At 68.5% G+C, this 13,695-nt stretch carries 14 protein-coding genes; 12 read left to right on the top strand and 2 right to left on the bottom strand.

Annotation, left to right across the window (positions count from 1 at the left end; genetic code table 11):
• The first annotated feature begins 2 nt into the window (after positions 1–2).
• From VL15_RS17405 to VL15_RS17380, 6 genes are all read left to right on the top strand, one after another.
• Positions 3–1,154, top strand: coding sequence for a VanZ family protein (locus VL15_RS17405; protein WP_048247132.1), 1,152 nt, complete (start codon positions 3–5; stop codon positions 1,152–1,154).
• Positions 1,155–1,304: 150 nt separating this feature from the next.
• Positions 1,305–1,622, top strand: a complete 318-nt coding sequence (locus VL15_RS17400) for a (2Fe-2S) ferredoxin domain-containing protein (protein ID WP_006485233.1) — start codon at positions 1,305–1,307, stop codon at positions 1,620–1,622.
• 13 nt (positions 1,623–1,635) lie between these two features.
• A complete protein-coding gene (locus tag VL15_RS17395) occupies positions 1,636–2,280 on the top strand; it encodes an alpha/beta hydrolase (protein WP_048247130.1) in 645 nt (214 codons plus the stop codon).
• A gap of 603 nt (positions 2,281–2,883) precedes the next feature.
• Complete coding sequence (locus tag VL15_RS17390) at positions 2,884–4,200, top strand: D-alanyl-D-alanine carboxypeptidase family protein (protein ID WP_048247128.1); 1,317 nt, start codon at positions 2,884–2,886, stop codon at positions 4,198–4,200.
• A gap of 48 nt (positions 4,201–4,248) precedes the next feature.
• Positions 4,249–5,175, top strand: coding sequence for a D-amino acid aminotransferase (locus VL15_RS17385; RefSeq protein WP_048247127.1), 927 nt, complete (start codon positions 4,249–4,251; stop codon positions 5,173–5,175).
• Positions 5,175–5,483: a YbeD family protein gene (locus VL15_RS17380; RefSeq protein WP_048247125.1), complete on the top strand. Its 309-nt coding sequence runs from the start codon at positions 5,175–5,177 to the stop codon at positions 5,481–5,483. Before VL15_RS17385 ends, VL15_RS17380 begins: the two co-directional genes overlap by 1 nt.
• Here the strand turns inward: VL15_RS17380 and VL15_RS17375 are convergent.
• The gene (locus VL15_RS17375) at positions 5,480–6,445 is read right to left on the bottom strand and encodes a transcriptional regulator GcvA (protein ID WP_048247123.1); all 966 of its coding nucleotides are present in this window, start codon (positions 6,443–6,445) and stop codon (positions 5,480–5,482) included. The genes VL15_RS17380 and VL15_RS17375 overlap by 4 nt on opposite strands.
• Before the next feature lie 102 nt (positions 6,446–6,547).
• On the opposite strand from VL15_RS17375, the gene VL15_RS17370 reads away from it, so the two are divergent.
• The 6 genes from VL15_RS17370 to VL15_RS17345 all read left to right on the top strand — a co-directional run bounded on the left by VL15_RS17370 (position 6,548) and on the right by VL15_RS17345 (position 11,748).
• Positions 6,548–6,874 (top strand): DUF2917 domain-containing protein, encoded by a 327-nt coding sequence (locus tag VL15_RS17370; RefSeq protein WP_048247164.1) that lies wholly within the window; start codon positions 6,548–6,550, stop codon positions 6,872–6,874.
• An 83-nt stretch (positions 6,875–6,957) separates the two neighbouring features.
• The gene (gene lipB, locus VL15_RS17365) at positions 6,958–7,704 is read left to right on the top strand and encodes a lipoyl(octanoyl) transferase LipB (RefSeq protein WP_048247122.1); all 747 of its coding nucleotides are present in this window, start codon (positions 6,958–6,960) and stop codon (positions 7,702–7,704) included.
• Positions 7,697–8,689, top strand: coding sequence for a lipoyl synthase (gene lipA, locus VL15_RS17360; RefSeq protein WP_048247121.1), 993 nt, complete (start codon positions 7,697–7,699; stop codon positions 8,687–8,689). Before lipB ends, lipA begins: the two co-directional genes overlap by 8 nt.
• Positions 8,690–8,938: 249 nt before the next feature.
• A complete protein-coding gene (tauA, locus tag VL15_RS17355; RefSeq protein ID WP_048247120.1) occupies positions 8,939–9,955 on the top strand; it encodes a taurine ABC transporter substrate-binding protein in 1,017 nt (338 codons plus the stop codon).
• A gap of 30 nt (positions 9,956–9,985) precedes the next feature.
• Entirely contained in the window at positions 9,986–10,783 is a 798-nt protein-coding gene (locus VL15_RS17350; protein ID WP_048247118.1) for a taurine ABC transporter ATP-binding protein, read from the top strand.
• Positions 10,783–11,748, top strand: a complete 966-nt coding sequence (locus VL15_RS17345; RefSeq protein WP_048247116.1) for an ABC transporter permease subunit — start codon at positions 10,783–10,785, stop codon at positions 11,746–11,748. Before VL15_RS17350 ends, VL15_RS17345 begins: the two co-directional genes overlap by 1 nt.
• 52 nt (positions 11,749–11,800) lie before the next feature.
• Here VL15_RS17345 and ggt read toward each other — a convergent pair whose 3' ends face one another.
• Positions 11,801–13,675 carry a gamma-glutamyltransferase gene (gene ggt / locus VL15_RS17340; protein WP_048247114.1) on the bottom strand — a complete coding sequence of 625 codons (1,875 nt, stop codon included), beginning with the start codon at positions 13,673–13,675 and terminating at the stop codon, positions 11,801–11,803.
• Between the last annotated feature and the right edge of the window lie 20 nt (positions 13,676–13,695).

Below are 13,695 nucleotides of genomic sequence, written 5' to 3'. Positions count from 1 at the left end.
CGATGAACGCGCCCGGCACGCCTCGCGCGTCGTCGCTCGCGCGGCAGGCCTTTGCCGCTTACGCGGCGCTCATCGTCTACGCATCGCTGTATCCGTTCGAAGGCTGGGTATCGCTCGGCATCGGGCCGTTCGACTACCTGTTCGCGCCGATGCAGCGCTATGTGACCGCATTCGACGTGGTCACGAACGTGCTCGGCTATTTGCCGCTCGGCGCGCTCTGCGTGCTCGCGCTGCACCCGCGCTGGCGCGGCGTTGCCGCGACGCTGATCGCGGGCGGGCTCGGCGTGCTGCTGTCGGGCTCGATGGAGGCGCTGCAGACCTACCTGCCGACGCGCGTCGCGTCGAATCTCGATCTCGCGGCCAATGCGCTCGGCGCGCTGCTGGGCGCGGCGCTCGTCGCGCCGGCCACGGGCGCGCTACTCGACCGCGGCGCGCTGCGCCGGCTGCGCTTCGCGTGGTTCGAGGTCGACGGCGCGACGCCGCTGCTGCTCGCCGCGCTGTGGCCGTTCGCGATCCTGTTTCCGTCACCGTTCCTGTTCGGCATCGGCGACTGGCCGGCCGCGCTGTGGGAGCGCGCCGACGCGTCGATGCAGGACACGCTGCTCGCGTGGCTGCCGGCCGCGTGGCGCGTGAGCGAATGGCCCGAGCGCGTCGACGGCTGGCTGTCCGACTCCGCGTGGGAAGCCGCGCTCGGCGGGCTGATGCTGTTCGCCGTGCTGGCGATCGCGTCGCTCGCGATGCGGCCGCGCGCGCCGCGCATCCGGCTCCTGATCGCGTTCGTCGCCGCGACGCTCGTGCTGAAGGCGGCCGCGACGTTCATGCAGTCCGCCACCGGCCTCGTCGTCGTGTGGGCGACGCCCGGCGCGCGGCTCGGGATCGAGCTCGGTTTCGCGGCCGCGCTCGTCGCGCTGCGCGTGCCGGCGACGTGGCGCGCAACGCTCGCGGTGCTCGCGCTGCTGGCCGGCGTGGCGCTCGTCAACCTGCTGCCCGTCAATCCGTTCTTCGATTTCACGCTGTCGGGCTGGCGGCAGGGCCGCTACGTGCACTTCAACAGCATCGCGCGCTGGCTCGCGTGGATCTGGCCCTACGCGGCGCTGATCTGGCTCGGCCAGCGCGTCGAGCACGCGTGGCTGCCGGCCGCGTTGCGCCGCTGACGCGGCGCTTCGGGCGGGGCGGCCGCTGCTTCGTCGCGGGCAGCGGTGCGCGCCGGTCGCTATAATCGTCCGGACCATCATCCGTTGCTCCGTGCAACGGCAATCGCTCCTCTTTCCGCACGGCATCGCGCCGGGCCGCTCGCCACCATCATGGATTCCTACTACCAGCACCACGTCTTCTTCTGCCTGAACCAGCGCGACCCGGGCGCCGAGCGCCCGAGCTGCGCGCAATGCGACGCACAGACCATGCAGGAATACGCGAAAAAGCGCGTGAAGGAACTCGGCCTCGCGGGGCCCGGCAAGGTTCGCATCAACAAGGCCGGCTGCCTCGACCGCTGCGAGGAAGGGCCCGTGATGGTCGTGTATCCGGAAGGCACGTGGTACACGTACGTCGACCAGGCCGACATCGACGAGATCGTCGAATCGCACCTGCGCGACGGCAAGGTCGTCGACCGTCTGAAGATCTGAGCGGGTCGGCCGAATGAACGTTCATACGCAGAAGTCGCTGATCGCGGGCCCGGTCGGGCAGATCGAAATCGCGGTCGACCTGCCCGATGCCGTGCGCGAAGGCGGTGCCGCGCCGCGCGGCATCGCGCTCGTCGCGCATCCGCATCCGCTGTTCGGCGGCACGATGGACAACAAGGTCGCGCAAACGCTGGCGCGCACGCTGGTCCAGCTCGACTACGTCGTCTACCGGTCGAACTTCCGCGGCGTCGGCGCGACCGAAGGCGTGCACGACAACGGCACCGGCGAAGCCGACGACCTGCTCGCGGTGCTCGCGCACATGCGCGCGCAGCCCGCGTATGCGGACCTGCCGCTCGTGCTCGCGGGTTTCTCGTTCGGCACCTTCGTGCTGTCGCACGTCGCGAAGCGGCTGCGCGACGCGGGCGAGACGATCGAGCGGATGGTGTTCGTCGGCACGGCCGCGAGCCGCTGGCAGGTGGCCGACGTGCCCGAGAACACGCTCGTGATTCACGGCGAAACCGACGACACGGTGCCGATCGCATCGGTGTACGACTGGGCGCGGCCGCAGGAGCTGCCGGTCGTCGTGATCCCCGGCGCCGAGCATTTCCTCCATCGCAAGCTGCACGTGTTGAAGCGCATCATCGTCGACGCGTGGCGCTGACCGGCTGACCGCCCCCGGCACCCGGGGATGCGCGCTCCACCCGCGCGACATCGCGCCGCAGCGTGCGGCGCAACCCGACTTGCACACCGCCTGCGCGCGCCTTTCGCGCGGCTTCGAGCGTGATGACCCGCGGCGCACCCGCGCCATGCTCTCGAAGCCGGCATGCGGCCGTCCGGCGACCGTGCCGTGTCCGACGCCAATCCGTACCGATGTGCTGCACCTTCGCGCCCGTGGCGGCGTGGCAATTCCTCGCGATGCCGCCGCGCATCGCCGCGGTTTGCGCGTTGCCGCGAGCGTGAATCCGCCGGCACATCGGCACCGCCTGGCAGCGGGCACGACACCCGGTTCGCGAAAACGCCCTTCGCGGCCACGTATAATGGCCGCATTCCGCGTCGCCCGCGGCCCGGCTGGGCCCATGCGGCGCTCGTTTCGCCGCCTGTCCGCCCGCTCGCGACGGCCGCGAACCGAACGCGTCCGCACGAGTCCAACCGGCGCGTTTCGCGTCGCCCGACGATGTCGGGCGAGTGCCCGAAACGCCCGCCGCCTTGCCGTTCAACCCTGCGCGTTTCGCACCGCACTTTCTGCCATCAGCCTGAATCGATCATGCGTCTGTCTCCCCAAGGCCTCAAGTCCCTCGCTTCCTCCATCGCCTTCGGCACCGCCGCGCGTAACGTCGCGCTCGGCGTGATGCTGCCTGTCGCGCTCGCGTCGACGATCGTCGTCGCCGAGGCGAAGCCGGCCGCCAAGGCCAAGGCCGCGCATGCGGCGCCGGCCGCCGCCGCCGAGCAGTTCACCGGCGCGCCCGCGACCTACATGCCGGGCGCGGTGCCGCCGCCGGGCGTGAACGCGCGCTCGTGGGTGCTCGTCGACGCGACGAGCAACACGGTGCTCGCGTCGGGTAATGCGGACGAGCGTGTCGAACCCGCGTCGCTGACCAAGCTGATGACGGCCTACCTCGTGTTCGAGGCGCTCGACAAGAAGAAGATCTCGATGGAGCAGATCGTCACGCCGAGCGACGCGGTGCGCCGCGTCGGCCGCGACGAGTCGCGCATGTTCATCGAGGCGAACAAGCCGGTGTCGGTGCACGACCTCGTGTACGGGATGATCATCCAGTCGGGCAACGACGCCGCGATCGCGCTGGCCGAACTCGTCGGCGGCAGCGAAGGGCAGTTCGTCAACATGATGAACGACGAGGTCAAGCGCCTCGGCATGAAGGGCACGCATTTCGCCGACGTGAACGGCATGCCCGACCCGAACCACTACACGACGGCCGGCGACCTCGCGAACCTGTCGGCCCACCTGATCCGCGATTTTCCGCAGTACTACAGCATCTTCTCGGAGAAGGAATTCAAGTACAACAACATCCGCCAGGGCAACCGCAACCGTCTGCTGTGGCTCGACCCGACGGTCGACGGCCTGAAGACGGGCCATACGCAAGCGGCCGGCTACTGCCTGATCGCATCGGCCAAGCGCGCGATTCCGGGCGTGGACGGCCAGCGCCGCCTGGTGTCGGTGATGATGGGTGAGCAGAAGGAAGGCGAGCGCACGCAGGACAGCATGAAGATGCTGAACTACGGCTACAGCGCGTTCGATTCGGTGCGCCTGTTCAAGGGCGGCCAGGCGATCTCGACGCCGCGCATCTACAAGGGCAAGGAAAACACCGTGCAGGTCGGCGTGAAGAGCGACCAGTGGGCGACCGTGCCGCGCGGCCTCGGCGACAAGGTCAAGACGGAAGTCGACGTCAATGCGCCGCTGATCGCGCCGCTCGCGGAAGGCCAGCAGGTCGGCACCGTGAAGATCGTCGCCGACGGCAAGACGCTGTCCGAATTCCCGGTCGTTGCGCTGCAGGCGGTGCCGGAAGCGGGTATCTTCGGGCGTATCTGGGACTCGATCCTGCTGATGTTCAGCAAGAAGAAGTAAGCACGACGGGCCTTTGTTTTCACGACTTCATCCCCATCTGTCATAGCCATGAGCCAAGCCGAATTCGAACCGATCGTCTACCTCAGCGTCTCGTCGCAGGAGGAACTGGTGCCGCTGTCGGAAGCCCGAGTCCCGGTGCTCGACCGCGGGTTCATCTTCGGCGACGGCGTGTATGAAGTCGTCCCCGTTTATGCGCACGACGGCGCGCACGTGCCGTTCCGGATCGAGCAGCATCTGGAGCGGCTCGCGCGCAGCCTGAAGAAGATCGGCATCGAGAACCCGCACGACGCGGCCGGCTGGCGCGCGCTGATCGAGCGCGTCGTCGCGGCGAATGCCGAAGGCCTCGGCGACGGCAACGCGCTTGTCTACCTGCAGGTGACGCGCGGCGTCGCGAAGCGCGGCCACGCGTTCCCGGCGAACACGGTGCCGACGGTGTTCGCGATGACGAGCCCGCTGCGTCTGCCGCCGGAAGAGGAGCGCGCGAAGGGCGTGCGCTGCGTGACGGCCGAGGATCGCCGCTGGCTGCATTGCGACATCAAGTCGATCTCGCTGCTCGGCAACGTGCTGATGGCGCAACACGCGGCCGAACGCGACGCGTTCGAGACGCTGCAGTTGCGCGACGGCTACCTGACCGAAGGCTCGTCGTCGAATGTGTGGATCGTGAAGAACGGCGAGCTGCTCGCGCCGCCGCGCAGCAACAAGATCCTCGAAGGGATCCGTTATGCGCTGGTCGAGCAACTGGCCGACGAATGCGGCATCCGGTTCGTCGCACGCGAGATCAGCGAGGTCGAGCTGCGTGCCGCGGACGAGATCATGATCACGTCGGCCACGAAGGAAGTGCTGCCCGTCACGTCGCTCGACGATCTGCCCGTGCAGGGCGGCAAGCCGGGCCCCGTGTTCGCGGCGTTGTACGACGCGTACCAGCGTGCGAAGGCACGCGAGTTTGAACAGTTTGACCTAACCCGGAGAAAATGATGAGCGAACCGACCAAAACCGTCGAGGTCACCGGCGCGATCGAGACCCGGAAGGAGTCGCTGCTGGAGTTTCCGTGCGATTTCCCGATCAAGATCATGGGCAAGGCGCACCCCGAGTTCAGGGACACGATCTTCAAGGTCGTCGCCGTGCACGACAACGAGATCGATGTCGAGAAGATCGAGGAGCGCGCGTCGAGCGGCGGCAATTACACGGGCCTCACGATCACCGTGCGCGCGACGAGCCAGGAACAGCTCGACAACATCTACCGCGCACTGACCGGCCATCCGATGGTCAAGGTCGTACTCTAAGCTCCTCCTTCCTGCGCGTACTCGGCGGGGGTCTTCCCCGCCGCGCGCCGCGCGTCCAGCTCGTCGCACAACCGCTTGTATTCGGCGACTTCCTCGAGCAGCCAGGTCCTGAACGCCTGCACGCGCGGCGTGTTCAGCAGCGGCGGCGGACATACGAAAAAATAGTGCCACGGGCTCGGCCCGTCGATGTCGAACAGGCGCACGATGCGCCCGTCCAGCAGGTCGTGCACCGCGAGCGAGCGGCGCACGAGCGCGATGCCCTGGCCGTCGATCGCGGCCAGCAGCAGGTTCGACGAATCCTGGTACAGAATCCCCCGCTTCGGCTCGGTCAGCGTATCGAGCCCGGCCGCGTCGAACCATGGCCGCCACAGCTCGTCGTCCGAGCGCAGCAGGTTGTAGTGCACGAGATCGGCGGGCGTCTGCGGCAGCTTGCCGCCGTTCAGCGTCGGTGCGCACGCCGGAAAGAACACTTCCTCGAACAACGGCTCGACATGCAGCCCCGGATAGGTACCGAAGCCGAAGCGGATCGCGAGATCGACGTCGTCGCGCGCGAAATCGGTGAGCGAGTTGGTCGATTGCAGCTCGACGTCGATTTCCGGATGCCGCTCGATGAACCTGCCGATGCGCGGCGTGATGAAGCGCGCGGCGAACGACGACAACATCGACACCACAAGGCGCCGGTCGCGGTCGCTCGCGCGCACGTCGCGGGTCGCGTCGGCGATCACCATCAGCGCGCCGCGCACCTGCTGCGCGTAGCGCATGCCGGCGTCGGTCAGGCACAGCCGCTTGCCGTTGCGCGTGAAAAGCTGCACGCCGAGCTCTTCCTCGAGCGCGCGCACCTGGTGACTGACCGCGCCGTGCGTGACGAACAGTTCGTCGGCGGCGCGCGAGAAATTCTCGTGACGGGCGGCGGCTTCGAACGCGCGAATCGCATTCAGCGCAGGTAGCTGTCGGAGGTCCATTTGCTAATTTTCCTCACATCGACGTGAAAATTGGTCGTTTGGTCGGACGCCTTGAAGTGACTACGATTGTAGCCATCGAAGCATTTATTGGCGGAGTCGATCATGCAAGAAATTTCTTCAAGCATCACGTTCGAAATCCCCGCGGGCGAAACCGTGCCGATGAAGGTGCAACGCAGCACGCGGCTGGTGGTCCAGTGCGGGCCGGTGTGGGCCACGCGCAGCAACGACGTCGACGACTACTTCCTGGTCGACGGCGAGACGCTGAAGCTGCGTCGCGGCGAGCGGCTGTGGCTCAGCGCGGAAGGCCGGGAGGGCGCGTGCGTCGCGTTCTCGGTGTCGCGGCCGACCCGGGAGGTCGCGCTCGGCGGGCTGGCACGGCTGCGCGAACGCGTCACCGCGCTGTTCCATGACGGATGGCGTACCGTCTGACCGGCATTTCCTCTGACGGATACCCGTTATCCGTCCCTTTCCAGGGCCGGCGAGACCCATGGGTTTTCGGTAAACTACCGCCCATGTCCGTTTCGCCGGTTTCCATCGTGTCCACGCCTGTCGCCGTTTCCGCAACGCCCGCCGAATCGCCGGTTCACCCGGTCACCGTGCGCTGGCGGGGCGTCGAGCCCTACGAAACGAGCTTCGACGCGATGCGCGCGTTCACCGACACGCGCACGGCCGACACCGGCGACGAGATCTGGGTGGTCGAGCATCCGCCCGTCTACACGCTCGGCCAGGCCGGCGACCCGGCCCACCTGCTGGTGGCCGACAGCGGCGTGCCGCTCGTGAAGGTCGACCGCGGCGGACAAATCACCTACCACGGCCCCGGCCAGATCGTCGTCTACCTGCTGCTGGACCTGCGCCGGCGCAAGCTGATGGTGCGCACGCTCGTGACGAAGATCGAGGAGGCCGTGATCGAAACCCTCGCGGCGTATAATCTCGCTTCGGTCCGCAAGGCGGGCGCGCCCGGGATCTACGTGGCATCCGGCGCGCACGAAGGCGCGAAAATCGCGGCCCTCGGCCTGAAGATCCGCAACGGCTGCAGCTATCACGGGCTGAGCCTGAACGTGAAGATGGATCTGCGCCCGTTTCTTGCGATCAACCCGTGCGGCTATGCCGGACTGGAAACTGTCGACATGGCGAGCCTCGAGGTTGCCGCCGACTGGAACGACGTCGCCCACACGCTGGTGCGCCGTCTGATCGCCAACCTCGACGGCGCATCCGCGGCCGCCGACAAGCCGCAGGCACTGGAACAATCGAATGACTGACGTTACCGCTTCTCCCGCACCGGCCGATTCGGCCGCGACCCCGGCCTACGATCCGACCGCCAAGCAGAAGGCGCAGGCGAAGACGGCGCGCATCCCGATCAAGGTCATTCCGATCGAGAAGCTGAAGAAGCCCGAGTGGATCCGCGTGAAGGCGGCCACCGGCAGCTCGCGTTTCAACGAGATCAAGACGATCCTGCGCGAGCACAACCTGCATACCGTGTGCGAGGAAGCGAGCTGCCCGAACATCGGCGAATGCTTCGGCAAGGGCACCGCGACGTTCATGATCATGGGCGACAAGTGCACGCGCCGCTGCCCGTTCTGCGACGTCGGCCACGGCCGTCCCGATCCGCTCGACACCGATGAACCGAAGAACCTCGCGCGCACGATCGCCGCGCTGAAGCTCAAGTACGTGGTGATCACGAGCGTCGACCGCGACGACCTGCGCGACGGCGGTGCCGCCCACTTTGTCGAGTGCATCCGCGAAACGCGCGAGCAGTCGCCGGACACGCGCATCGAGATCCTGACGCCGGACTTCCGCGGCCGTCTCGACCGCGCGATCTCGATCCTGAACGCCGCGCCGCCCGACGTGATGAACCACAACCTCGAAACGGTGCCGCGCCTGTACAAGGAAGCGCGCCCGGGTTCGGACTACGCGCACTCGCTGAAGCTGCTGAAGGATTTCAAGGCGCTGCATCCGCACGTCGCGACGAAGTCGGGCCTGATGGTCGGCCTCGGCGAGACCGAAGAGGAAATCCTGCAGGTGATGCGCGACCTGCGCGCGCACGACGTCGACATGCTGACGATCGGCCAGTACCTGCAGCCGTCCGAGCACCACCTGCCGGTGCGTGCGTACGTGCATCCGGATACGTTCAAGATGTACGAGGAAGAGGCGTACAAGATGGGCTTCACGCACGCGGCCGTCGGCGCGATGGTGCGTTCGAGCTATCACGCCGATCTGCAGGCGCATGGGGCCGGCGTGGTCTGAGCGTCGCGTTCCCGCTGCATTCACGCAGTCGAAAAAGCCCGCAGCGATGCGGGCTTTTTTGTTGGGGCGGCGGCCACCCGCGCCCTCGCACCGCAACCGCCACCCGACCGGACGCGCGATCCGGTCGAGCGTGGAAAGCAAAGCTGAAACAGCATCGATAGCTTCGCAGGATAAGTTCGCTCCCGCCGCGCGCAAAGCTCCTATAGTCGGCTCTCCCGCAGCAATGCCCGCATTCCGAAGGAGAGCCGCATGTCCCGTTTCAGCTTCATCCGCCGCGCCGTCGTCGCGCTGACCGCCCTGGCCGCGTTCGGCGCGGCACACGCCGAATCGCGCGAAGTCGTGATCGCGTACCAGGACATGGTCGTGCCGTGGCGCTACGCGCAGGCGAGCGGTGAAGTCGAAAAGGCGACCGGCTACAAGGTGACGTTCCGCAAGCTCGACAGCGGCGCCGACGTGATCCGCGCGCTCGCGTCGGGCTCCGTGCAGCTCGGCGAAGCCGGTTCGAGCCCGATCGCGGCCGGCCTGTCGCAGGGGCTCGACATCTCGCTGTTCTGGGTGCTCGACAACATCAACGACGCCGAGGCGCTCGTCGCGCGCAACGGCTCGGGCGTCACGAGCATCGCGGCGTTGAAGGGCAAGAAGATCGGCGTGCCGTTCGTGTCGACGTCGCATTTCCATACGCTCGTCGCGCTGCAGGCCGCGGGCGTCAATCCGAACGACGTGAAGATCGTCAACCTGCGTCCGCCGGAAGTCGCGGCCGCCTGGGCGCGCGGCGACATCGACGCGACCTATATCTGGGATCCCGTGCTCGCGAAGGTCAAGCAATCGGGCACCGTGCTGACGACGTCGGGCCAGGTTGCGAAAGAAAGTGGCAAGGCGACCTTCGACGGCTTCGTCGTGAGCCGCAAGTTCGCGCGCGAGAACCCCGAGTTCGTCGCGCGTTTCGTGAAGGTGCTCGCGGCCGCCGATGCCGACTACCGTGCGCATGCGGCCGCGTGGAAGGTCGGCTCGCCGCAGGTCGCGGCGGTGGCGAAGGTGTCGGGCGCGAATGCGCAGGACGTGCCGGCCAGTCTCGCGCTCTACGCGTTCCCGACGGCGGCCGAGCAGGCGTCGCCGACGTGGCTCGGCGGCGGTGCGCAATCGGGCGCCGCGAAGTCGCTCGCGGCCACGGCCACGTTCCTGAAATCGCAGGGCACGATCCAGACGGTGCTGTCCGACTATTCGGCCGGCGTCGATCCGCAGTTCGTGCAGAAGGCCGCGCGCTGAGCGCGGCGACCCATCGCGGAGCCATCGACCATGAGCACGCTGGAAGTCCGTCAGGTATCGGTTGCCTATCCGGGCGAGCGCGGGCGGCCGACGACGCAGGCGCTCGCGCGCGTCGACCTGCGCATCGACGCCGGTGAATTCGTCGTCGCGCTCGGCGCGTCCGGGTGCGGAAAGACGACGCTGCTGAACTGCATGGCCGGGTTCGTCGCGCCGACGACCGGCGACGTGCGCGTCGACGGCGTGCCGGTCACGGGCCCCGGTGCCGATCGCGGCGTCGTGTTCCAGAAATACGCGCTGCTGCCCTGGCTCGACGTGCTCGACAACGTCGCGCTCGGGCTGCGCTTCGCGCGCGTATCGAAGGCCGAACGCGAGGCGCGGGCGCGCGAGATGCTCGCGCTCGTCGGGCTCGACGGCCATGCGCATGCGCGCGTGTACGAACTGTCGGGCGGGATGCAGCAGCGGGTCGGCATCGCGCGCGCACTCGCGAGCGATCCGCGCGTGCTGCTGATGGACGAGCCGATGGGCGCGCTCGATGCGATGACGCGCGGCACGATGCAGGCGCTCGTGCTCGACGTGTGGGCGCGCACCGGCAAGACGGTGTTCTTCATCACGCACGATGTCGAGGAGGCGCTGTTCCTCGCGACGCGTCTCGTCGTGATGACGCCGGGCCCCGGCCGGATCGCGGAAACCTTCGAACTGCCGTTCGCGCGTCGTTACGTCGAATCGCGCGATGCGCGCGCGGTGAAGTCGTCGCCGGATTTCATCGCGTGGCGCGAGCGGCTGATCGCGTACCTGCATCGCGACGAGGCGGTCGCGGAGCCCGCGTGATGCGCGAGCTCGCGCGGCAGGGCGTGGCCGTCGGGCGCGGCCGGAACAGCACTTTGACCAGGCAGGACAACATGAGCACGCAGGATTCGTGGGCGGCCGATCGCGCGGCCACAGGTTTCGAGCAGGACGAGCGCACGACGCGGCGTCCTGCGGCGGCGCGCGCCGTGCGCGCGTCGCACCGTTACCGGTTGCCGGGGCAGGGCAAGACGGCCGGGCTGAGCGCGGCGACGGTCGCGGCGTTGGCCGTACTGTGGTGGGTCGCGACGCATCGGCAGTGGCTGCCGCCGCTGTTCCTGCCGGCACCTGAAGCCGTATGGACGGCCTTCGTCGACGCATGGCACGGCCGCATCCAGGGCGGCCTGCCGCTGTCCGAGCATCTGCTGTGGAGTGCCGCGCGCGTGTTCGGTGCGTTCCTGTTCGCGACCGCGCTCGGCGTGCCGGCCGGCATCCTGATGGGCGTGAGCCGCATCGCGCGCGGCGTGCTCGATCCGCTGCTGGAGTTCTACCGGCCGCTGCCGCCGCTCGCGTATCTGCCGCTCGTCGTGATCTGGTTCGGCATCGACGAAACGGCGAAGCTCGTCGTGATCTTCCTCGCGTGCTTCGCGCCGATCGCGATGGCCGCGCGCGCCGGCGTGCGTGCGGCAACGGTCGAGCAGATCAACGCCGCGTATTCGCTCGGCGGCAGCTTCGCGCAGATCGTGCGCCATGTCGTGCTGCCGGCCGCGCTGCCGGAGATTCTCACCGGGCTGCGGATCGCGATCGGGTTCGGCTGGACGACGCTGGTCGCGGCCGAGATGGTCGCCGCGACGGCCGGGCTCGGGCAGATGGTGCTGAACGCATCGAGCTTCCTGCGCACGGATATCGTCGTGATGGGCATCCTGATCATCGGCGCGATCGCGTGGCTGTTCGACCTCGCGATGCGATGGGTCGAGCGGCGGATCGTGCCGTGGAAGGGCAGGGGCTGACGCGGCGCAGGTGACGCGGGCGCCGCACACACGCCGCCCCGGCCTGCCGCGCTCATTCGCCCATCGCGACTCCCTCGCGGCGCGGATCCGCGCCGCCGAACCACACCGTCTGCCCCTGCACGTTCAGCCGCTGGATGCCCTGCAGTCCCGAGTTCATCTCGACGACCTGCACGTCGTGCCCGCGGCCCTTGAGTCCTTCGGCGAGCGCGTCCGACACGCGGCCGCGTTCGAGCTGCGTCGGCCCGTTCATCGACCCGAAGTTCGGCAGCGCGATCGCCTGCTGCATCGTCATGCCCCAGTCGAGCACGCCGACCAGCGTCTTCGCGACGTGATTGATGATCGCGGGGCCGCCGGCCGAGCCGACGATCATCGTCACCTGCTTCGTCTTCTTGTCGAACACGAGCTCCGGCGACATCGCCGAGCGCGGCCGCTTGCCGGGCTGCACGCGGTTCGCGACCGGCCGGCCGTTGTCGTTCGCCACGAACGAGAAATCGGTGAGCTGGTTGTTCAGCATGAAGCCGCGCACCATCAGCCGCGAGCCGAACGCATCCTCGACGCTGGTCGTCATCGACAGCGCCTGCCCGTAGCGGTCGACGATCGCGATGTCGGACGTCGACGGCAGTTCGGGGCTGCGATCGTCGGCCATCGCGAGCGTTGTGCCCTGCGGCGTGCCGGCCTGCGCGATGCCCATGCTGTTGTCGCCGATCAGGCGCGCGCGCTGCGCGAGATAGGTCTTGTCGGTAAGGCTGGCCCAGTTGCCGCCCGGCAGCGGCACGAAATCGGGATCGGCGACATAACGCGCGCGGTCCGCATACGCGAGGCGTCCGGCTTCGCTGAACAGGTGCGCGGCGAACGGCGTCGGCTCGTAGCCGACGTCGTTGCGCACCGGTTTCTGCGCGCCGATCTGCTGCCAGTCGGGCATCGCCTCGAGGATCCCGAGCATCTGCGCGATCGCGAGGCCGCCCGACGACGGCGGCGGCATCCCGCAGACGACCGAGCGCCGGTAGTCGGCGCACAGCGGCGTGCGCACCTTCGCCTTGTAGCGCGCGAGATCCTGGAGCGACAGCAGGCCCGGATTGGTCGGGTGCTTGCGCACCTTCGTGACGATGTCGCGCGCGATCGCGCCGGTGTAGAACGCGTTCGCGCCGCGGTCGGCGACCTGGCGCAGCACGGTCGCGAGCGCCGGGTTCTTCAGCACCGTGCCGGCCGCCTTCGGCGTGCCGTCCGGGTTGTAGAAGTACGCGCGCGCGGCCGGGTCGTTCTTCAGGTACTTGTCGTTCGCGATCAGCATCGCGAGCCGCGGGCTGATCGTGAAGCCGTGCTCGGCGAGCCGGATCGCCGGCTGGAACAGCCGGCGCCACGGCAGCTTGCCGTGCGCGCGGTGCGCGGCGTCGAGCATGCGCAGCACGCCCGGCGCGCCGACCGAGCGCCCGCCGACGACGCCTTCGTAGAAGCCCATCGGCTGGCCGGTCGGGCCGTAGAACAGGCGGTCGGTCGCGGCGGCCGGTGCGGTTTCGCGGCCGTCGTATGCCTGCGTCGCCTTGCCGTCGAAGTACAGCATGAACGCGCCGCCGCCGATCCCCGACGATTGCGGCTCGACGAGCGCGAGCACCATCTGCGTCGCGATCGCGGCGTCGATCGCGGTGCCGCCGGCTTTCAGCATGTCGTAGCCGGCCTGCGTCGCGAGCGGGTTCGCGGCCGCGATCATGAAGTGCTGCGAGGTCCAGCCCGGCTTGTCGGTCCAGCCGGACGACTGCTCGGGCGCATGGACGCCGGGCAGCGGGACGGCGGCGCCCGACGCGGCGGCAACCGGGACGACGGCGCCCGACGGCGTGGACGGGGACGTGCAGCCGGCGTTGAACGCGACGAGCGCGACGGCGGCGAGCAGCGTCCAGGGACGCGAATGCGGACGAATCCGGTCGAACATTGAACCCTCGGCAGCAGTGA

The organism is Burkholderia cepacia, assembly GCF_001039005.1.
Lineage (GTDB): Bacteria > Pseudomonadota > Gammaproteobacteria > Burkholderiales > Burkholderiaceae > Burkholderia > Burkholderia theae.
This window is presented reverse-complemented; position numbering and strand designations above follow the sequence as displayed.